This is a genomic window from Kocuria aegyptia, from assembly GCF_039530085.1.
Taxonomy (GTDB): domain Bacteria; phylum Actinomycetota; class Actinomycetes; order Actinomycetales; family Micrococcaceae; genus Kocuria; species Kocuria aegyptia.
In genome coordinates, this window is record NZ_BAAAOA010000028.1 from 39,967 (window position 1) to 60,440 (window position 20,474).

18 protein-coding genes are annotated in these 20,474 nt (G+C 72.4%); 5 read left to right on the top strand and 13 right to left on the bottom strand.

Annotated elements, in window-relative coordinates; genetic code table 11:
- Window positions 1–192: 192 nt before the first annotated feature.
- From ABD220_RS11480 to ABD220_RS11515, 8 genes are all read right to left on the bottom strand, one after another.
- A complete protein-coding gene (locus ABD220_RS11480; protein WP_344122688.1) occupies window positions 193–1,236 on the bottom strand; it encodes an aldose epimerase family protein in 1,044 nt (347 codons plus the stop codon).
- Window positions 1,233–2,396: a multiple monosaccharide ABC transporter permease gene (gene mmsB, locus ABD220_RS11485; RefSeq protein WP_344122824.1), complete on the bottom strand. Its 1,164-nt coding sequence runs from the start codon at window positions 2,394–2,396 to the stop codon at window positions 1,233–1,235. The genes ABD220_RS11480 and mmsB overlap by 4 nt, the downstream gene beginning before the upstream one ends.
- A gap of 93 nt (window positions 2,397–2,489) precedes the next feature.
- Window positions 2,490–4,019, bottom strand: coding sequence for a multiple monosaccharide ABC transporter ATP-binding protein (gene mmsA, locus ABD220_RS11490; protein WP_344122690.1), 1,530 nt, complete (start codon window positions 4,017–4,019; stop codon window positions 2,490–2,492).
- A gap of 79 nt (window positions 4,020–4,098) precedes the next feature.
- Entirely contained in the window at window positions 4,099–5,217 is a 1,119-nt protein-coding gene (gene chvE / locus ABD220_RS11495) for a multiple monosaccharide ABC transporter substrate-binding protein (protein WP_344122693.1), read from the bottom strand.
- A gap of 93 nt (window positions 5,218–5,310) precedes the next feature.
- Window positions 5,311–6,825 carry an L-arabinose isomerase gene (gene araA / locus ABD220_RS11500; protein WP_344122695.1) on the bottom strand — a complete coding sequence of 505 codons (1,515 nt, stop codon included), beginning with the start codon at window positions 6,823–6,825 and terminating at the stop codon, window positions 5,311–5,313.
- On the bottom strand, window positions 6,800–7,552 hold the full coding sequence (locus tag ABD220_RS11505) for an L-ribulose-5-phosphate 4-epimerase (protein ID WP_344122697.1): 753 nt from the start codon (window positions 7,550–7,552) through the stop codon (window positions 6,800–6,802). Before ABD220_RS11505 ends, araA begins: the two co-directional genes overlap by 26 nt.
- Window positions 7,549–9,237 (bottom strand): ribulokinase, encoded by a 1,689-nt coding sequence (araB, locus tag ABD220_RS11510; RefSeq protein ID WP_344122700.1) that lies wholly within the window; start codon window positions 9,235–9,237, stop codon window positions 7,549–7,551. Before araB ends, ABD220_RS11505 begins: the two co-directional genes overlap by 4 nt.
- A 168-nt stretch (window positions 9,238–9,405) precedes the next feature.
- A complete protein-coding gene (locus ABD220_RS11515; RefSeq protein ID WP_344122702.1) occupies window positions 9,406–10,449 on the bottom strand; it encodes a LacI family DNA-binding transcriptional regulator in 1,044 nt (347 codons plus the stop codon).
- 190 nt (window positions 10,450–10,639) lie between these two features.
- Between ABD220_RS11515 and ABD220_RS11520 the strand changes: the two genes are divergently transcribed.
- From ABD220_RS11520 to ABD220_RS11530, 3 genes are all read left to right on the top strand, one after another.
- Window positions 10,640–11,623: an aldo/keto reductase gene (locus tag ABD220_RS11520; RefSeq protein ID WP_344122705.1), complete on the top strand. Its 984-nt coding sequence runs from the start codon at window positions 10,640–10,642 to the stop codon at window positions 11,621–11,623.
- Between the two features lie 81 nt (window positions 11,624–11,704).
- Entirely contained in the window at window positions 11,705–12,181 is a 477-nt protein-coding gene (locus tag ABD220_RS11525; RefSeq protein WP_344122707.1) for a MarR family winged helix-turn-helix transcriptional regulator, read from the top strand.
- 113 nt (window positions 12,182–12,294) lie between these two features.
- Complete coding sequence (locus tag ABD220_RS11530; RefSeq protein WP_344122708.1) at window positions 12,295–13,707, top strand: alpha/beta hydrolase family protein; 1,413 nt, start codon at window positions 12,295–12,297, stop codon at window positions 13,705–13,707.
- Window positions 13,708–13,775: 68 nt separating this feature from the next.
- On the opposite strand, the gene ABD220_RS11535 is transcribed toward ABD220_RS11530, so the two are convergent.
- Together ABD220_RS11535 and ABD220_RS11540 are read right to left on the bottom strand one after the other, a co-directional pair.
- Window positions 13,776–14,552 carry an SDR family NAD(P)-dependent oxidoreductase gene (locus tag ABD220_RS11535; RefSeq protein ID WP_344122709.1) on the bottom strand — a complete coding sequence of 259 codons (777 nt, stop codon included), beginning with the start codon at window positions 14,550–14,552 and terminating at the stop codon, window positions 13,776–13,778.
- Window positions 14,553–14,583: 31 nt separating this feature from the next.
- Window positions 14,584–15,315, bottom strand: a complete 732-nt coding sequence (locus ABD220_RS11540) for a FadR/GntR family transcriptional regulator (protein ID WP_344122711.1) — start codon at window positions 15,313–15,315, stop codon at window positions 14,584–14,586.
- Window positions 15,316–15,504: 189 nt separating this feature from the next.
- On the opposite strand from ABD220_RS11540, the gene ABD220_RS11545 reads away from it, so the two are divergent.
- Both ABD220_RS11545 and ABD220_RS11550 read left to right on the top strand, forming a co-directional pair.
- Window positions 15,505–17,010, top strand: a complete 1,506-nt coding sequence (locus ABD220_RS11545; protein ID WP_344122713.1) for a GntP family permease — start codon at window positions 15,505–15,507, stop codon at window positions 17,008–17,010.
- Window positions 17,011–17,161: 151 nt separating this feature from the next.
- Entirely contained in the window at window positions 17,162–18,367 is a 1,206-nt protein-coding gene (locus tag ABD220_RS11550; protein ID WP_344122715.1) for an MFS transporter, read from the top strand.
- A gap of 81 nt (window positions 18,368–18,448) precedes the next feature.
- Here ABD220_RS11550 and ABD220_RS11555 read toward each other — a convergent pair whose 3' ends face one another.
- From ABD220_RS11555 to ABD220_RS11565, 3 genes are all read right to left on the bottom strand, one after another.
- Complete coding sequence (locus ABD220_RS11555) at window positions 18,449–19,015, bottom strand: hypothetical protein (protein ID WP_344122717.1); 567 nt, start codon at window positions 19,013–19,015, stop codon at window positions 18,449–18,451.
- Between the two features lie 217 nt (window positions 19,016–19,232).
- A complete protein-coding gene (locus ABD220_RS11560; protein ID WP_344122719.1) occupies window positions 19,233–19,907 on the bottom strand; it encodes a class F sortase in 675 nt (224 codons plus the stop codon).
- A gap of 28 nt (window positions 19,908–19,935) precedes the next feature.
- Window positions 19,936–20,472 (bottom strand): excalibur calcium-binding domain-containing protein, encoded by a 537-nt coding sequence (locus ABD220_RS11565; protein ID WP_344122721.1) that lies wholly within the window; start codon window positions 20,470–20,472, stop codon window positions 19,936–19,938.
- Between the last annotated feature and the right edge of the window lie 2 nt (window positions 20,473–20,474).

Sequence of the window (20,474 nt, forward strand, 5' to 3'; positions counted from 1 at the left end):
CCCGGCAACGCACCATGCTGTTCTTCAGCCCCCTTACCTTTTTCCGGGACAGGCCGTAGCGTGGACCGGGCACGTCGTCCGAGCACCACCGAGGAGAAGGAGCACCAGCATGCGAAGGATCCTGTTCATGGTCGGCACCGCGGTCTTCGGCCGCATCATGGCGAAGCGGCGCGAGAAGAGGGCCGGCGGCCGCTAGTACCGGAAGCGCCATTCGGTGCGGGAGCGCCAGGTCCGCCCCGGGCGCAGCACCGGGTCGGTGAGCTCGGGCCGGTTGGGGGAGTCGGGGTGGTGCTGGGGTTCCAGGGCGATGCCGGCCCAGCGGGGGTAGCGGTGCCCGCCGGGGCCGGTGATGGTCCCGTCCAGCGCGTTGCCGGTGTAGACCTGCAGGGCGGGCTGGTCGGTGATCAGTTCCACGGCCCGCCCGCTGACGGGGTGCTCCAGCAGCGCGGCGGTGCGCAGCCCGGTGCCGCGCAGGTGGAAGGAGTGGTCGATCCCGCCGGCGGCCGTGATCTGCGGGTGCGCCGAGCGGATCCGCTCCCCCAGCGGGGCCGGGGTGGTGAGGTCGAAGACGGTGCCGGTGACCGGGGTGAGCCCGCCCGTGGGGAGCCCGTGGTCGTCCACGGGCAGGTAGTGCTCGGCGGCGACGGTGAGCCGGTGGTCCTCGATCGTGCCCGAGCCCTCGCCGGCGAGGTTGAGGTAGAGGTGGCTGGCCGGTCCGGCCACGGTGGGGGCGTCGGTGCGGGCGGTCAGCTCCAGGGCCACGGTGGGTCCGCTCACGGTGTAGATGGCGCGCACGGTGAGGGCCCCGGGGAAGCCCTGGTCCCGGTGCGGGCTGAGCAGTTCCAGCACCAGCTGGTCCGGGCCCGCCTCCACCGTGCGCCAGAGGCGGCTGTGGAAGCCGTCGGGGCCGCCGTGCAGGGTGGTGGTGCCCTCGTTGGCGGCCAGGTGCACGGTGGTGCCGTCGAGGTCGAAGCCGGCGGCGGCGATGCGGTTGGCGTAGCGGCCCACGACCGCTCCGAGGAAGGCGTCCGGGGGTGCGGTGCAGCCGGTGGCGTCGCGGTGGCCCAGGGCCACGTTGGTCGTGCCGCCGGTGCGCTCGGGCAGGTGCAGGGCCTGGATCGTGGCCCCGAGGTCCAGGACCTGCAGCACCGGCCCGCCCGGGGTGCCCAGGGTGTGGACGGTGACCTCCCGCCCGTCGGGCAGCACCCCGAAGGACCTCGGGGCGGTCACGGTCATTTGAGGGCGTTCGAGGCGCGGCGCTTGTTGAACACGTCGAACCCGACCGCCAGCAGCAGCACCAGGCCCTTGATGAACTGCTGGTAGTCGATCCCCACGCCCATGAGGGACATGCCGTTGTTGAGCACGCCCATGATCAGACCGCCGGTGATGGCGCCGATGATCGTGCCCACACCACCGGTCACGGCGGCGCCGCCGATGAAGGCCGCGGCGATCGCGTCCAGCTCGAACAGGCTTCCGGCGCCCGGTCCGGCGGAGTTGAGCCGGCCGGTGAACACCAGCCCGGCCAGCGCGGCCAGCACGCCCATGTTGACGAACAGCAGGAAGTCGACGCGCTTGGTGTTCACGCCGGACAGCTGGGCCGCCTGGAGGTTGCCGCCGCGGGCGTAGACATGACGGCCGAAGACCGTCCGGTTCATGACGGCGCTGTAGGCGACCACCAGCACGCCGAGGACCACGAGCACGATCGGCGTCCCGCCGCGCGAGCTGGCCAGCAGGAAGGTGAGCGCGAGGATGACGACGACGCCGAAGACCAGGCGCGTGAGGAACCAGGCGCGCGGCTCGTCCTCGAGGTGGAGCTTCGCGCGGTTGGCCCGGCCCCGGAGCTGGCTCACCACGAGCATCGCCGTGGCGATCAGGCCGATGCCCACCGTGGTCCAGTCCAGGATGTTGGTCGCCGGCGGGAACAGGCCCGGGAAGAGGGAGCCGCCGCCGAGCTGGCGGTACTCGGTCGGGAAGCCGGTGATCCGCTGGTTCTCGAGCACGATCTGCGTCAGGCCGCGGAAGACGAGCATGCCGGCGAGGGTCACGATGAAGGCGGGGATCCCGATGTAGGCCACCCAGAAGCCCTGCCAGGCCCCCACGAGAGCGCCGACCGCGAGGGCGGCCACGAGGGCCGCCCACCACGGCAGGCTCCAGTCCCGGATCATGATCCCGGACATCGCGCCCACGAACGCGGCGACCGAGCCGACCGAGAGGTCGATGTGCCCGGCCACGATGATCATGACCATGCCGATCGCCAGCAGCAGGATGTAGCTGTTCTGGACGATGATGTTGTAGACGTTGTCCGGCTGGAGCAGCGCGCCGCCGGTCAGGCCCTGGAACAGCGTCACGATCACCAGCAGGGCCAGGAAGATGCCGATCTGGCGGAGCCTGCTCATGAGGAACCGGCCGGCGCCGGCCACGGTGGAGGTCTTCTGCGGGCCTCTGCTGTCGAGGGCCCGGTCCTCGTCGACGAGGGTGGAAGCCATGGGTCAGTCCTTTTCCTTGGTCATGTGCTGCATGAGTCGTTCGGGGGTGGCCTCGGCGATGGGCACCTCGGCGGTGATCCGCCCCTCGGCGAGCGTGTAGATCCGGTCGCAGATCCCCAGCAGCTCCGGCAGCTCGGAGGAGATCACCAGCACCGCCTTCCCCTGCGCGGCCAGCGTGTTGATGATCGTGTAGATCTCGTACTTCGCGCCCACGTCGATGCCGCGGGTCGGCTCGTCCAGGATGAGGACGTCCGGGTCAGCGAACATCCACTTGGACAGGACGACCTTCTGCTGGTTGCCGCCGGAGAGCTTGCCGGTGATCGAGGACACCGAGGGCGCCTTGATGTTCATGCTGGTGCGGTAGCCCTGCGCCACCAGCGTCTCGCGCCCGCCGTCCACCCAGCCCGCGGACGTGAGCTTGCCCAGGGCCGCCGAGGAGATGTTCCGCTTGATGTCGTCGATCAGGTTGAGCCCGTAGCGCTTGCGGTCCTCCGTGGCGTACGCGATGCCGTGCCGGATCGCCTCGCTGACGGTGCGTGCCGTGATCTCCTGGCCGTTCTTGTACATCCGTCCGGTGATGCTGGCCCCGTAGCTGCGCCCGAAGATGCTCATGGCCAGCTCGGTGCGCCCGGCGCCCATGAGCCCGGCGATCCCCACGATCTCGCCCGCCCGCAGGGTCAGCTGCGCCCGGTCCACGACCACCCGCGAGTGCTCCCGGGGGTGGTGCACGGTCCAGTCCTCGACGCGGAGCACCTCCGCGCCGATCTCGGGGACCCGCTCCGGGTACCGGTTCGTGAGCTCGCGGCCCACCATGCCCTTGATGATCCGGTCCTCGGTGACGGACCCGTCGTGCAGGCTCAGGGTCTCGATGGTCTGCCCGTCGCGGAGGATCGTCACGGAGTCGGCGATCGCCCGGATCTCGTTGAGCTTGTGGCTGATGATGATGCAGGTGATCCCGTCCTCGCGCAGCCCCCGGACCAGACCCAGCAGGTGCGCGGAGTCCTCGTCGTTCAGGGCCGCCGTGGGTTCGTCGAGGATGAGCAGCTTCACGTCCTTGGAGAGCGCCTTCGCGATCTCCACGAGCTGCTGCTTGCCCACCCCGATGTCCCCGGCCGGGACGCTCGGGTTCACGTCGAGACCCACGCGCCGGAGCAGGTCGGCGGCCCGGGCGTTGGTCTCGTTCCAGTTGATGACCCCGCGCGTGGCGCGCTCGTTGCCGAGGAAGATGTTCTCCGCGACGGACAGGAACGGGGACAGCGCCAGCTCCTGGTGGATGATGACCACCCCGCTGCGCTCGCTGTCCTTGATGTCCCGGAAGGAGACGGTCCCGCCCTCCAGCACGATGTCCCCCTCGTAGGTGCCGTGCGGGTACACGCCGGACAGCACCTTCATGAGGGTGGACTTGCCGGCGCCGTTCTCCCCGCAGATCGCGTGGACCTCGCCGCGGGCGACGGCCAGGGTGACGTCCTGCAGCGCCTTGACGCCGGGGAAGGACTTGCTGATCCGGCGCATCTCCAGAACGTGCTTGCTCATGCGGGGCTCCTCGTCTCGGGCTGGGTGGTGGTGAGGGACGGGCCGGCCGGGCGGCGTCGGGCCGCCCGGCCGGTCGCGGTCACTCGACCTCGGACGCCTCGTAGTAGCCGCTGTCCACGAGGGCCTCCTGGTAGTTGTCCTTCGTGACGATCTGCGACTCGAGCAGGTAGGCGGGGACCACCTTCACGCCGTTGTCGTAGGTCTCCTCGTCGTTGACCTCGGGCTCCTCGCCCTGCATCAGGGAGTCCACCATGAGCACCGCGCGTTCACCGAGCTCGCGGACGTCCTTGAAGATCGTGGAGTACTGCTCGTCGTTGACGATGGACTTCACGGATCCGATCTCGGCGTCCTGGCCGGTCACCACGGGCAGCTCGTCCTGGGAGTAGCCGCCGGAGCGCAGCGCGGAGATGATGCCGATCGAGAGGCCGTCGTAGGGGGAGAGCACGCCGTCGAGCTGGTCGCCGCCGCCCACCGTGATGAGGTCCTCCATCCGGTCCTGGGCGGTGTCCGGCAGCCAGCGCAGGATGGCGGCCTGCTCGAACTCCGTCTGGCCGCTGGGGACGTTGAGCGTGCCGTCGTCCAGGTACGGCTTGAGGGTGTCCATCGCGCCGTTCCAGAAGAAGGTCGCGTTGTTGTCGTCGGGGCTGCCGGCGAAGAGCTCCACGTTGAACGGGCCCTTCTCGCCGGTCGGCTCGCCGTTCTCGTCGAGCACCCCGAGGCCGGTGAGCAGCGACGTGCCCTGCTGGACGCCCACCTCGTAGTTGTCGAAGGTCGTGTAGTAGTCCACGGTGTCCGACTCGTTGATGAGCCGGTCGTAGGCGATCACGGGGATCTCCTGGGTCTCGGCCGTGTCCAGCACGCTGGTCAGCGTGGTGCCGTCGATCGAGGCGATCACCAGCGCCTTGGCCCCGCCGTTGATCATGTTCTCGATCTGCGAGATCTGCGTGGGGATGTCGTCGTTGGCGTACTGGAGGTCCACCTCGTAGCCGAGCTCCTCGAGCTGGGCCTTGACGTTCTCGCCGTCGGCGATCCAGCGCTCGGACTGCTGCGTGGGCATCGCCACGCCGATCCGGGCGCCCTCGTTCGAGCCCTCCTCCGCGCCGGCGCCGCGGCTGCCTCCGCAGGCCGTGAGGCCCAGGGCGAGGGTCAGGGCGGTCACCCCGGTGAGGGTCTTCTTCACTGTGGTCCTGGCGATCATGGTCGTGCCTTTCGTCGGTCCGGGCCGCACTGCCCGGTGGTCGTGGTGGTGGTCAGCGGTCGTGGTGGTCCCGAGGGGTCGTGGTCGTCCCGGTCAGAGCTTCTGGGCGAGCCGGTAGTAGGCCGCGTTCCACCGCACCTCCCGCTGGAACTCCCGCAGGGTGGTGGAGCCGTCGATGACGAGCAGCTCGGTCCGGGTCATCTCGGCGAAGTCCCGGATCACCTCGGCACCCACCGCGGTGCTGAGGACCGTGTGGTGGGCGGCGCCGGCGGTGAGCCAGGCCGCGGCGGAGGTCGCGAGGTCGGGGTGCGGCCGCCAGACGGCACGGGCCACCGGCAGGTGCGGGAGCGGGGCGTCCGGGGGCACCACGTCCACGGTGTTGGCGGTCAGCCGGAACCGGTCCCGCATGTCGGACATCGCCACGACCACGCCGGGGCCGGCGTCGGTGTCGAACACCAGGCGCACGGGGTCCTCCCGCCCTCCGATGCCCAGGGGATGCACCTCGAGGGAGGGCCGTGCCGTGGTGAGGGTCGGGCAGATCTCCAGCATGTGGGCGCCGAGGATCTTCTCCTCGCCCGGCACCAGGTGGTAGGTGTAGTCCTCCATGAGGGACGCGCCCCCGGGCAGCCCGGCGCCCATGACCTTGGCCGCCCGCACCAGCAGCGCCGTCTTCCAGTCGCCCTCCGCCCCGAAGCCGTAGCCGCGGGCCATGAGCCGCTGCACGGCCAGGCCCGGGAGCTGGCGCAGCCCGCCGAGGTCCTCGAAGTTCGTGGTGAAGGCCCCGAAGCCGCCCTCCTCCAGGAACTGGAGCATGCCCAGCTCCTGCCGCGCCCCGTAGCGCAGGGACTCGTGGCGCTCACCGCCGCGGCGCAGCTCGGGGGCCACGTCGTAGAGCTCCTCGTACTCGGCCACGAGCTCGTCCACGCGGTCCTCGGACTGGGCGTCCACCACGGCCACGAGGTCGTTGACGCCCCAGGTGTTCACGGAGACCCCGAACTGCAGTTCGGCCTCCGTCTTGTCGCCCTCGGTCACGGCGACGTTGCGCATGTTGTCGCCGAACCGGGCCACCTTGAGCCCCTGCACCGCCGCGCGGCCGGCGCACGCCCGCTGCCAGGAGGCGATCTGCTCGGTGACACCGGGGGCCGAGACGTGGCCGACCACGGTCTTGCGCGGGACGTCGAGCCGGGTCTGGATGTAGCCGAACTCGCGGTCGCCGTGCGCGGCCTGGTTGAGGTTCATGAAGTCGAAGTCGATCTCGCCCCAGGGCAGCTCGACGTTGATCTGGGTGTGCAGGTGGAGCAGCGGCTTGCGCAGCGCGTCGAGGCCGGTGATCCACATCTTGGCCGGGCTGAACGTGTGCATCCAGGCGATCGCGCCGATCACGCCGTCCGCGGCGTTGAGCTCCAGGGCCGTGCGGCGGATCGAGTCCGCGTCCTTCAGCGTGGGCTTGGGGACCACCCGGACGGGCAGCCCGGCCTCCCCGAGCATGCGGACGATCTCGCGGGACTGCTCGGCCACCTGGCGCAGGGTGTCCTCGCCGTAGAGGTCCTGGCTGCCGGTGAGGAACCAGACCTCGTAGTGGTCAAGGGCGGTGGGCAGAGGGTTCACGGGAGTGCGCTCCTGGGGTGGCGGGGACGGCTGCGGGCTGCTGGCCGTAGACGTTCTGATAGCGGTCGAACAGGGAGTCGACGTGCGCCGGCTCGATGGGCAGCGGCTCGCCCAGCTGGCGGGAGAGGTGCACGGTGCGGGCCACGTCCTCGAGCATGGCCGCGGCCTTGACGGCGTCCCGGGCGTCCTTGCCGACGGTGAAGGGACCGTGGTTGAGCATGAGGACCGCGCGGGAGCGGTGGCCGGAGAGGGTCTCCACGATGCCGCGTCCGATGGAGTCGTCGCCGATGATCGCGAAGGGCCCCACGGGAATCTCCCCGCCGAACTCGTCCGCCATGGCGGTCAGCACGCAGGGGATGGCCTCGCCGCGGGCCGCCCAGGCGGTGGCGTAGGGCGAGTGGGTGTGGACCACTCCCCCGACCTCCGGCAGGTGCCGGTAGACGTAGGCGTGGGCGGCGGTGTCGCTGGACGGCGAGCGCTCCGCGCCCGGGGTGCCGGGGACCGGGCGGCCGTCCAGGTCGCACAGGATCTGGTTCTCCGGGGCGAGGTCGTCGTAGCTCACGCCGCTGGGCTTGATGACGAACAGGTCCGTGCCGGGCACCCGCCCGGAGACGTTGCCGGCCGTCCAGACCACCAGCCCGTAGCGGACCAGTTCGGCGTGCAGCTCCGCGACCTCGCGCCGCACGCGGACGACGCGCTCCTCGAGCTCGGGCGTCAGGGCGTTCATGCGGAGACCTCCTGGCTGGAGCGGGCGTTGCGCCGCAGCGCCTTGAGCCGGCGCATGACGTCGCTGCCGCCGCGGCCGAAGTGGTCGTGCAGCGCGGTGTAGTCCTGGTAGAGCACGGAGTACGCCTCGGTGCGCGCGGGGTTCGGGGTGTAGGCGTGGCGCTCGAGCCGGCCCATCGCCGCGGCCGCGGTCCGGACGTCCGGATAGGCGCCGGCGGCCACGGCCGCGTGGATGGCGGAGCCCAGGGCCGGGCCCTGGTCGCTGCCGATCACCGAGATCGGCATGCCGAGCACGTCCGCGTAGATCTGCATGAGGAAGGAGTTCTTGACCAGCCCGCCGGCCGCCACGAACTCGGTGACGGGGATCCCGGAGGCGGCGAAGGCCTCGACGATGGTGCGGGTCCCGAAGGCGGTGGCCTCCAGCAGGGCGCGGTACACCTCGTGCGGTCGGGTGGCCAGGGTCAGGCCCACGAGCAGCCCCGAGAGCTCGTGGTCCACGAGCACGGACCGGTTGCCGGACTGCCAGTCCAGGGCCAGGAGCCCGTGAGCGCCCACCGGTTCGCGGCTCGCCTGCTCGGTGAGCAGCTCGTGCACGCTCAGCCCGCGCCCGGCGGCCTCCTCCTGGAGCCTCCCCGGCACGAAGTGGGCGGTGAACCAGCCGAAGATGTCGCCCACCCCGGACTGCCCGGCCTCGTAGCCGTAGAGCCCGTCGATGATCCCGCCGTCCACCACGCCGCACATCCCGGGGACCTCGCGCAGGGTCTCGGAGCTCATGACGTGGCAGGTGGAGGTGCCCATGATCGCCACCATCTGCCCCGGTGCGGTGGCCCGGGCGGCGGGGGCGCTCACGTGCGCGTCGACGTTGCCCACCGCCACGGCGATGCCGGCGGGCAGGCCCGTCCACGCCGCGGCCTGCGCGCTGAGCGTGCCCGCGGCGGCGCCGAGGGCGCCGATCGGGTGGTCGACCTTGTCCTGCGCGAATCCGGCGAACCCGGGGTTGAGGGCGCCCAGGAACTCGCGGTCGGGGTACTCGCCGTCCTGCAGGATGCCCTTGTACCCGGCCGAGCACGCGTTGCGCACGTAGGTGCCCGTCAGCTGCCACACGATCCAGTCGGCGGCCTCCACCCAGTGGTCCATGAGCTGGTAGAGCTCGGGGTCCTCCTCGAGCAGCTGCAGGCCTTTGGCGAACTCCCACTCGCTGGAGATGAGACCGCCGTAGCGGGCCAGCCAGCGCTCCCCGCGCCCGGCCGCGAGTTCGTTGATGCGGTCGGCCTGGCCCTGCGCGGCGTGGTGGCGCCACAGCTTCACGTAGGCGTGCGGTCGGCCGGCCAGACCGGGCAGCTCGTTGAGGGGCGTGCCGTCGGCCCGGACGGGGACCATGGTGCACGCGGTGAAGTCGGTGCCCACGCCCACCACGTCCCGCGGGTCCACGCCGGCGGCCCGGACGGCGGCGGGCACCGCCTGCCGCAGGACGTCCACGTAGTCCGCGGGGACCTGGAGCGCCCACTCGGGCGGCAGGGGCTCCCCCGTGGCGGCGAGCACGGTGTCCATCACGCCGTGCCGGTACTCGTGCACCGCGGAGCCCATCTCGGCGCCGTCGTGCACCCGCACGACGACGGCCCGCCCTGACAGGGTGCCGTAGTCGACGCCGATGACGTAGGTGGGGTTCGGGCTGGGCTGGCTCACGGAGGACCTCGTTGTCGTTCGAGCCGCACGCTCCGGGAAGAGTGGCCACCGGCCGGGCCCGCCTCGGAATGTGAACGGTCACATCTGATGTTCGGGCCAACCTATCGCAGGGTTCAGTATGTGTTCCAGATCACTCGATAACGATCTGATAACGGCGTGGTGCGGGGTCTAGCCGTCCCGGCCCGGCCCCGGCGCCGCCGTGGAGTCGCGCACCACGAGCGCGGGCTCCACGTCCCCCGGCCGGACCGGCCGCTCCCCCCGCAGCTCGGCGAGCAGCACGGCCACGCACCGCCGGCCCAGCTCCGGGAAGTCCTGGCGCACCGTGGTCAGCGGCGGCAGGAAGTGCGCGGCCTCCGGGACATCGTCGAAGCCCACCACGCTCACGTCCCCGGGCACGTCCAGCCCGGCCTCGGCGAAGGCGTGCACGAGGCCCAGCGCGATGTGGTCGTTGCCGGAGAAGACCGCGCTGAACTGCCTGCCGGCGCGCAGGTCGAGCCCCGCGCGGTAGCCGGAGTCCGCCGTCCAGGCGCCGGCGGGGACCACCACGGGCTCGAGCCCCCAGGCGGCCATCTCCTCGCGGTAGCCCTGGCGGCGGGCGTCGGTCTCCACCCAGCCCTCGGGACCAGGGACGTGCACCACGCGGTGGTGCCCCAGCTCCAGCAGGTGACGGGTGGCCAGCCGGGCGCCGGCCAGCTGGTCGACCGACATCCGGTGGTCCTCGCTGTGCAGGGAGTGCACGGTGACGAACGGGATCCGGATGGACAGCTGCTCGATCACCTCCAGCGTGCGCGACTGCGGCGCGAGGATCACCAGCCCCTCCACCGCGTGGGCGACCATCCGATCCAGGGCGGACTCGATGGAGGCGCGGTCCGCGTGGTCGATGTGGGCGGTGTCCACCACGTAGCCGGCCTCGTCGGCGGCGGTCTCGACCGCCCGGAGGCTGGCCGACGGACCGTACTCGGCGCCCGAGGAGACGAGGGCGCCGATGGTCCTGGACTCGCTGGTGACCAGGGCACGGGCCGCCCGGTTGGGCCGGAAGCGCAGCTCCTCCATGGCCTGGAGCACCCGCTGACGGGTCGAGTCGCGCAGGGCGGGGTGCCCGTTGATCACCCGGGAGACGGTCTGGTGGGAGACCCCGGCCGCACGGGCCACGTCCCGGATGTTGGGGGCGCGCGGAGGCCGTGCGGAGTTCGCACCACCCTCGACGGTCATGGCCAGAACGGTACTGCACGGCGCCGGACGGGCCCAGCGCAGGGGGCACCCGGACGGCACGGGCCCGCCCGGTGCTTGCGCGGTGGACACGTCACCCCGCATGGTGGTCCCCGGCGCTCCCGGCTCCCCGGGCCGCCGTCCCCCGGGTCTCCGGGAGACCCTCCACCGATCGCGGAACGGGATTCGACGCATGGAACAACGCACACTCGGCAGGACAGGACGGAAGGTCTCCACCGTGGGCCTGGGCACGTGGCAGCTGGGCGCGGACTGGGGGGACGTCGACCCCGCCGAGGCCACGGCCGTGCTGGAGGCCGCCGTGGAGTCGGGCGTGACGTTCTTCGACACCGCCGACGTCTACGGCGACGGGCGCAGCGAGCAGACCATCGGCGCGTTCCTGCGCGAGCGCCCGGACCTGGACATCACCGTGGCCACGAAGATGGGCCGCCGCGCGGACCAGGTGCCGGAGAACTACACGCTCGCGAACTTCCGGCAGTGGGTGGACCGCTCGCGCCGGAACCTGGGCACCGACACCCTCGACCTGGTCCAGCTGCACTGCCCGCCCACGCCGGTCTACAGCGACCAGGAGGTCTACGACGCCCTGGACACCCTGGTCGAGGAGGGCGCCGTCCGCCACTACGGCGTCAGCGTGGAGCGCACCGACGAGGCGCTCGCGGCCATCGCCCGCGGCAGCACCGCCACCGTCCAGATCATCCTCAACGCCTTCCGGCTCAAGCCGCTGGACGCCGTGCTGCCGGCGGCCAGGGAGGCCGGGGTGGGGATCATCGCCCGGGTGCCGCTGGCCTCCGGGCTGCTGTCCGGGAAGTACACGGAGGACACCCGCTTCGCCGCGGACGACCACCGCAACTACAACCGCGGCGGCGAGGCCTTCGACGTCGGGGAGACGTTCTCCGGGGTGGACTTCCAGCGCGGCCTCGAGGCCGTCCGCGAGTTCGCCGGGCTGCTCCCCGACGGGGTGACCACGGCGCAGACCGCGCTCGCGTGGATCATCGCCCAGGACGGCGTCAGCACCGTGATCCCCGGGGCCCGCAACGTGGAGCAGGTCCGCGGCAACGCCTCGGCGGCGGACACCGAGGACCTGGGCCGGGAGATCGACGCCGGTGTCCGCAGGATCTACGACGCCTTCTTCCGGGAGGACGTCCACCCCCGCTGGTGACCACCACGCCCCCGAGGGCCCCCGGGGGCGGCTCCAGCTCGTAGGATGGTCCGGATCCACCCGTGAAAGCGAGCCGCCCCGATGACCCCCAGCCCCAGCGCGGAGCACCCCGAGCCCGCGCCCGACGGTTTCGACCGGCTGACGGGGACCGACCTGGCCGCGGAGCCGATCTTCCTGATGGCCCGGGCGGCGGCGCTGGGCTCCGCGCTGGCCAACCAGGGACTCGCACCGTTCGGACTGAAGGTCCGCAGCTACTCCATCCTGGCGGTGGCCTGCAGCGGCACCGGGCCGACGCAGCGGGAGCTCGGCGACCTGCTGAGGATGAAGCCCAGCCAGACCGTGGCGATCCTCGACGAGCTGGAGCAGCGCGGCCTGGTGGAGCGCCAGTCCGATCCGCGTGATCGCCGCTCCAAGATCGTGGCTGCCACCGGTCCGGGGCGGGAGCTCTACGCGAGCGCCAAGGCGGCGGTGGACCTCGCCACCGAGGCGTCGCTGGGCGCCCTGGGCCCCCAGGACCGGGCGGACCTCGCCCACCTGCTGCGAAAGGTCGCCTTCTGACGTCAGGAGGAACCCGCACCGAGCACCACGCGCTCGCTGTGACCCTTGACACACCCTCCCGGCGGGCGCAGGATCAGTTCACTAATTGAACTGTTCACTTCCGGAGGTATCCTGTGGTCCGTTCCCCCCGCTCCCGTCGCACCGCCCTCGTCCCGGCCGCCGCGCTGGCCGTCGCTCTCGCCACCGCCGCCGCCCTTCCCGCCGCGGCCGCCCCGACCACGCTCGTCGCCGCCTCCCCCGGCACGTCCGCCCCGGCGGCCACGACCGTGGCCACCGGAACCCTGGACAACGGTGCCGCCTGGCAGGCGGAGGTGCCGGCGGACTGGAACGGCAAGGTGGTCCTCTTCGCCCACGGCTTCCGTCCCGGACCCGCGAACCCCGCCTGGGACGCCGGGTTCGACCCGACGGCGCAGGAACTGATCCGCCGGGGCTACGCCGTCGCGTCGTCCTCCTACGCCACGACCGGCTGGGCGCTCGAGACGGCCGTCCAGGACCAGCTGGACACCCTCGCGGCCTTCGAGCAGCGCTTCGGCGAGGCCGACCGGGTCATCGCCGTGGGCCGCTCCATGGGCGGGCTCGTCACCAGCCTGATGGCGGAGGTGCCGGGAGCCGGCATCGACGGCGCCGTCAGCGCCTGCGGGCTGGTGGGCGGCGGCGTGGCCCTGAACAACTACCAGCTGGACGCCGCCCACGCCGCGGCCGAGTTGCTGCTGCCCGGCCAGGAGGTGCAGCTGACCGGGTTCACCGCCCCGGACGACTCCGATTCGACCATCGCCGCACTGCGGGCCGCCCTGGAGGAGGCCCGCGGCTCCGCGGAGGGCAGGGCCCGCATCGCCCTGGTGGCGGCCCTGCTGCACGCCCCCACGGAGCTGGACGGCGTGGACGCCGAGGACCCCGAGGCGCTCGCCGCCGCCCAGGCCGAGCTGGTCCTGCAGACCCTGCCGACCGTCATCGAGCGCCGGCACACCATCGTCACCGCCGCCGGCGGCGACAGCGGCTGGACCGCCGGGGTCGACTACACCCGGCTGCTGCGGTCCTCCGACCACCGCCACCAGGTCCGGCACATGTATCGGCTCGCCGGCCTCGACCTCGCCACGGACCTCGGAACGCTGAGCCGCGGCGCCGACATCACCCCGGACGAGGACGGCCTGGAGTGGATGCTGCGGACCTCGACGCCCACCGGCGAGCTGCAGGTCCCCGTCCTGGCCACCCACACGCTGGTCGACCTGCTGGCCCCCGTCGAGTACCAGGAGGAGTACGCCGAGACGGTCCGGCGGGCCGGTGAGCAGTCCCTCTTCCGGCAGGCCTTCGTGGACCGGGAGGGCCACTGCACGTTCACCGTCGCCGAGAATGTCGCCGCCGTCGAGGCCATGGACGAGCGCCTGGAGACGGGCCGCTGGGGATCCCTCGCGAGGACCTCCACGCTCCAGCGCAGCGCGGAGTCCCTCGGCCTCGACAGCGCCGCCTTCGTCGATCACCGCCCGGGCGAGTTCGTCGGGGACCGCACCTGGGACGGCACCCCCTGATCGAGGGATTCGGCAGGACGAGGGCCGGGCGGGACCCACTGGGATCCGGCCCGGCCCTCGCGGGGTGATCAGGAGATCTGCAGTCCGCCGTTGATGTCGTACGTCGCCGCGGTGATGAACCCGGCGTCCTCGCCGACGAGGAACGCGAGCAGGGCGGCCATGTCCCGCACGGTGCCCACGCGCCCGACGAGGATGTCCTTGGCCATGTCCGCCTTGCGCTCGTCGCTCAGGGTTCCGCCCATGATGTCGGTGTCCACAGGGCCGGGTGCGATGCAGTTCACGGTGATCCCGTGCTGTCCCATCTCGCGTGCCACGGCGCGGGTGAAGCCGATGATCGCGGCCTTGGACGCACTGTAGGCCACCTTGGAGTAGGTCCCGCCGCCGCGCTGGGCGGAGATCGAGGAGGCACTGACCACGCGACCGACCTTGCGCTCGATCATCCCGGCCAGCACGCGCTGGGTCACCATGAACGTACCGGTCATGTTGATGGCGAAGACCCGGTCCCAGGCCTCCCGGGTCTCCTGCATGAACTCCGTCGGGGAGCTGATGCCCGCGAGGTTGACGAGGGCCACGATCGGCGGCAGCTCCGCCTCGACCCGCGCCACGGACTCGTTCACGGAGTCCTGGTCGGACACGTCCGTGCGCAGCCCGAGGGCCTGCACCCCGTGCCGGCCGGCGATGTCCTGCGCGGCCCGGGCGGCGGCGTCGCCGTCGATGTCGAGGACGGCGACGTTCCACCCCTGGCTCGCGAGCAGGTCGGCGGTGGCGCGGCCGATGCCGCGCTCGGACGCGGCGCCGGTCAGCACGGCGGTGCGCTCGGCGGGGAAGGCGGTGATCTCGGTCATGTCAGTCATCTCCTGTGCTGGTGAGGGCGGATCAGGGTGCCGGACCGGGGCCGCCGGGGGCGGTCCCGTGGCCGACGTAGTGCTCGTAGTCGGCGTAGGTCTGGTCGATGTGGGCCTCCATGGCCTTGCGCGCCGCCTCGGGGTCCCGGGTGCCGATGGCCTCCAGGACCAGCCGGTGGTGCTCGATGGCGTGCCGCTGGACCTCGGGGAACGCGGAGGTCGCCCGGCGCTCGGCGTAGAGCAGCTGGGAGAGCTGGGCCAGCAGGACGGGAACGAACGGATTGCCGGAGGCCCGGAGCACGGCGTCGTGGAAGGCCATGTCGGCGCGGGTGACCTCGTCCAGGTCCTGCGCCTCGTGCGCGCGCTCGAGGTCCCGGACCGCGGTCTCCATGGCGGCGAGGTCCTCCGGGGCGACGTGCACGGCGGCCAGCTCCGCGGAACCGGTCTCCACCATGCGCCGCACCTCCAGCAGCCGCAGCGCCACCTGGTGGGACGTCGCGCCGCGGGAGGCCGCCTTCAGGATCGCCTCGAGACCGGTCCACGCGTCGGGCGGGTTCACGTAGGTCCCCAGTCCGCGCCGCACGTAGACGATGTTCTGCGCCTGCAGGGCCTTGAGCGCCTCGCGCACGGTGAGCCGGCTGACGTCGGACTCCCGGGCGATCTCGGCCTCGGGCGGGAGGGCCTCGTGCGGAGCCACCTCACCCCCGAGGATGCGTTCGAGCAGGTCCTCGGCGACCGCCTCGACCAGCGACTTCCTAGCCATCGGCTCGCCGTTCCGAAGCGGCCTTCCCGAGAGGGGGGGTGCGCACGTCGGGGTGGGGGTTCACAACGCGTACCTGCCTCTTGTCAGACGTCATATGTGTGACTAGCCTCACATGCAGCGCCGGTCTCGTCAATTCCCGCGGCCGGGTCGCCCGTCCGGCCGTCCCACGTACCCGAGGAGCCGATCACCGTGGACCTGCAACTACTCCTGGCACTCGTGCTGGGCATCGCCACCATCATCGTCCTGGTGCTGCGCACGCGCCTGGACGCGTTCGTGGCGCTGCTCATCGCCGCCCTCGTCACCGGCCTGGTCGCAGGTCAGCCGGTGCTCGACATCGTCTCGGCCATCACCACCGGCTTCGGGAACACGCTCGCCTCGATCGGCATCGTGATCGGCCTCGGTGTGGGCATCGGCAAGATCCTCGAGGTCTCGGGGGCCGCCAACGCGCTCGCGCTCGCCTTCCTCCGCGTCTTCGGCCACGGCCGCGAGCCGTGGGCGATGGGCAGCGTGGGCGCACTGGTCTCCATCCCGGTGTTCTGCGACTCCGGCTACGTGATCATGAACCCGCTCGCCCGGTCCATCGCCCGGGTGAAGCGGGCCGGCTACGTGACCCTCGCTCTGGCGCTGGGCTGCGGCATGACGCTCACGCACCACCTCGTGCCGCCCACCCCCGGCCCGCTGGCCGTGGCCGGCATCCTCGACGCGGACCTCGGGGCCATCATTCTCGCCGGCCTGGCCTTCACCGTGCTCCTGCTGCCCGTCGTGGTCCTCTACGCCCGCTGGATCGGCCCGCAGCTGGAGCCCAAGGTGGAGGAGCACGTGCGCGAGGCCGTCTACGGCACCGTCGCCACGGCCGGTGTCGGGGGCGGCGGTGCCCGCACCTCGGGCACGGACCTGCAGGAGGGCCCCCGGGACGGTCTCGACGACGAGGCCGCGCAGGGCCCCACGGCGGATCCGGCCTACGATCTCGGCGAGCCCCCGGCCGGCGCCAAGCCGCACAAGGTCGGCGCGCTCGTCGCGTCCCTGCCGCTGCTCATCCCGCTGCTGCTGATCATCCTCAACACCGTCACGGGCGCCGTCGACCAGAACGCCCAGGGCGTCATCGGCGGCGACGAGTACGAGCCGTCCGCCTGGGCGGTCCCCTTCGCCTTCATCGGCAACCCGGTGGTCGCGCTGATCATCGGCATGGTGCTGGCCCTCTACGTGCTCCTGCCCCGGTGGACGCCCCGCAACAAGGCGCACGGCTGGTTCGCCGAGGCCGCGGCCTCGGCCGGGCTGATCCTGCTCATCACCGGCGCCGGCGGCGCACTGGGCCAGGTGCTCCGCAGCTCCGGGGTGGGCGACGCCCTGGCCGAGGCCATCGCCGCCACCCCGCTGCCCGCGTTCCTCGTGCCGTTCCTGGTCGCCACCCTGGTGCGCATCGCCCAGGGCTCCGGCACGGTCGCGATGATCACCGCGGCCTCCGTCTCGGCGCCGCTGGTGACCACGCTGGGCATCGACCCCGTCGTCGCGGCCATGGCGTGCACCGCGGGCTCGATGGTGTTCAGCTACTTCAACGACTCCTACTTCTGGGTGGTCACCCGCTTCACCGGGCTGCAGGGCACCGACGCGCTGAAAGGCTGGTCCGGCATCACCACCGCGGTCTGGGCGGGGTCCATTCCGCTGCTGTTCGTCCTCAACCTCATCCTCGGCTGACGGTGGGCACGTCCCACGCAGCCTGACCGCAACGGAACCGCAGCAGGACCGCGTGGGAGGAGACCGACCGGGACGGGGCGGCGTGCCGGAGCGCGCCGCCCCGTCTACGCTGTCCGGAGATCCTCCGTCCCGCTCTCCGAAAGGGTGCGCCGTGCTCACCAACGCGACTTCCGCCACGGGCCGGCGGGCCCGCCTCGGCTTCGGCTTCCTCAGTGTGGTGCTGATCGCGGTCAATCTGCGCGTCGGCTTCGTGACCGTGGGCCCGCTGCTCGAGGAGATCAGCCGCGACCTCGGCATCTCGGCGGGCCAGGCCGGGCTGCTGACCGGGCTGCCGCTGGCCATGTTCGCCCTGTTCTCCCCCGTGGCCCCGGCGGTGGCGGCCCGGACGGGCCTGGACCGGGCCCTGTGGCTGTCGCTGCTGCTGCTCGCGGCCGGGATCGCCGGCCGTTCCGCGCCGGTCGAGGGCGCGGTGTGGGTGGGCACCGCGGTGGTCGGCATCGGCATCGCGTTCCTCAACGTGCTGCTGCCCTCGCTCGTGAAGCGGGAGTTCCCGCTGCGCGTGAGCCAGGTGACCGGTGTGTACACCTCGATCCAGGGCGCGCTGGCCGCGGCCGGTTCCGCCCTGGTGGTCCCGATCGCCCACGCCGGCCCGGCCGGGTGGCGCCTGGCCCTGGCGGTGTGGGCGGTGCCGGCGGTGGTGGCGCTGCTGATGCTCTCCTCCGGGCTGCGGTCCGGGAACTCCGGGGCGCCGGCTGCCGCGGCGGAGCCGGGCCCCTACCGGTCGCCGTGGCGCTCGGCGCTGGGCTGGCAGGTCACCCTGTTCATGGGCCTGCAGTCGGTCGCGTTCTACGTGCTCATGGCGTGGCTGCCGAGCATCGAGCGCAGCCACGGCGTCTCGGCGACCGCGGCCGGCACGCACATGGCGCTGTTCCTGCTGATCGGGATGGGCGCCAGCCTGGGCACCGGCGCGCTTCTGCAGCGGCAGGGCGATCAGCGGCCCGTGGCTTTCGCGGGCAGCGCCCTGGCCCTGATCACGTTCGCCGGGCTCGCCGTCGCACCGGAGCTGGCGCTGCTGTGGATCGTGCTCGGGTCGATCGGCTGCGGCAGCCTCATCGTCGTCGCGCTGTCCCTGTTCAGCCTCCGGTCCACCGACCACCGCCAGGCGGCGGCCCTGTCCGGGATGGCCCAGTCCGTGGGCTACGCGCTGGCCGCGATCGCGCCCGCCGTCTTCGGCGCCCTCTACGACGCCGGGGGGCGGTGGGAGCCGCCGCTGCTGCTCATGGCGGGTCTCATGGCGCTGCTGTGCGTCGTCGCCCTCTTCGCCGGCCGCAACCGCGTCATCGGGCAGGGCTCCTGAGCGGGCGGGATCGCCCGCCGCGGCGGAACGCCACCCGGCCTCGACGGCCGGGTGGCGTTCCACGGGGACTGCCGGAGCGGATCAGACCATGTGGCGCGGGGCGTACCACTGCTTGACCGGGGCCTTGAACGCGGTCACGAGCCACAGCACGTTCACCACGACCAGCACCAGCCCGAGCACCAGCAGAACGATCCCGAGCCCGCCGTAGGCCATCGCCCCGAGGAGCCCGATCAGCGTCCCGATCACGCTGAGGACGGACAGGACGATGCCCAGGACACGAGCCCAGTTCTTGCCCTTCTTCAGGAACACGTAGACCAGGGCGTACAGGCCCAGGGCGATCACGAGCATCACGATGCCGGTGACCGTCGCGATGCCCCCGGTCTGTTCGGCCGCCGCGATCTGGTCGGCGGACAGGCCCATCTCCCGGTACATCGCGGCGGTGTCCGCGGTGGCCGCGACGACCAGCCCCACGATGTCGTTGAGCAGGTAGACCGCCGCCGAGACGAGGGTCAGGGTCAGGAGCCGCTTGACCTCCGGGGGCGCGGCGCCGGGGTGTCCGGCGCCGGCCCCGTACTGGTCACCGGTGGCCTGGTACTGCGGCAGGCCGCCGCGGGCGCCCTCGGGCTGCTGGGGATACGGATTGCTCATGAGGATCTCCTTCGGTGGAACGGGAACAGCACGGTGGAACGGGAACGGCACGGTGGAGCGCCCTCTCATCCTCCCCCGCCGTGTGCGATCGCACCTCCGTCTGCAGGACGAGGCGTGTCCCGCGCCGCGTCGGTGCTGTGGTCGCGAGATGGCCGGTGACGGCGGCGTCGGCGCCCGTGGCCGCCGCCGGGTGCGGCCTCGCGGGAGGAGAGCAGGCTCAGGCGGCGAGCGTCGCGTAGACCACGTAGTTGTCGTCGAACAGGCCGGTGGCGGGGTCGTAGCCGTCGCACGTGATCAGGCGGAGTTCCGCTCCGGCGGTGTTGCCGTAGACGGCCCGCGTGGGGAAGGCGTCCTTGGCGTACTGCTCCCCGCGGTCGACGACGAACACCGCCGTGCTGCCGTCGGCCCGCACGATCTCGACGGTGTCGCCGGGGGCCAGGCCGCGCAGGCCCGCGAAGACGCCTGGTCCGCCGTCGGTGGCGTTGACGTGGCCGAGCAGGATGGCCGGGCCCCGCTCCCCCGGTGTGGGCGAGGACGTGTACCAGGAGGCCGGGGCCCCGGGATGGGTCGGCGGCACCTCCAACGACCCGTCGGGGCGCAGGCCCAGGTGCAGCAGCTCGGAGGAGGCCCCCACCGCGGGGATCCGCACCGACACGGGCGCGGACGCCGGGAGCACCGGCGGCAGCACCTCGGGCGCCGGGGCGTCGGCCGGCGCCGGCGTGCTGGGCGCGGGTGCCGGGGAGGGCGCCGTCGTCGTCGGCGCGGCGGACACCGCCGATGACGGAGCGGTGGGCTGCGCGGGGGACTCGCCCGCGCAGCCGCTGAGCAGCAGGAGGGCGAGCGCCGCAGGGACCAGGCGGCCCCTGCGGCGCTCGGCGGTCGGATCCGTCACGGCGACCGATTCCTGCGCTCGGCCCGGTCTACGCCCGGCCGGCGACGCGCCGGCGCACCGCCACCGCGGCGCCGGCGACCGCCAGGGCCAGGACGGCTCCGGCGGCCGCGAGGCCCCCGGAGCCGGCGTCCACGGCGGCGCCGGTGTCCGCACCGCCCACGGGCACCTCTCCCACCTGGGTGTACGGGTCCGCCGCGGGCATCCCACCGGGCTGGGTGTCCACCCCGGGCACCTGGCCGGGCTGGGCGTCCGGTCCGGGGCCGGCGCCCGGGACCCAGTCGATGATGGTGTGGGTGTACCCCCCCGATTCGTTCTCCACGGGGATGCGGGTGGGGTCGTAGGTCCACTCGGCGCTCTCGCACACGATGCCGTCCCCGTCGTCGTCGACGAGGCTCGAGCTGTAGCTCACCGAGCCGACGGGGATGTTGTAGACGCCGTACTGGTTGGCCGTGGCGCAGTCGGTGAAGACCATCGGATCACCCGGTGCGGCCGCCGCGGGTGCGGCCGTCAGGGCCGCGAACCCGATCGCCGCCGCCGTTGCCACGCCCGCTGCACTGTTCTTCATGG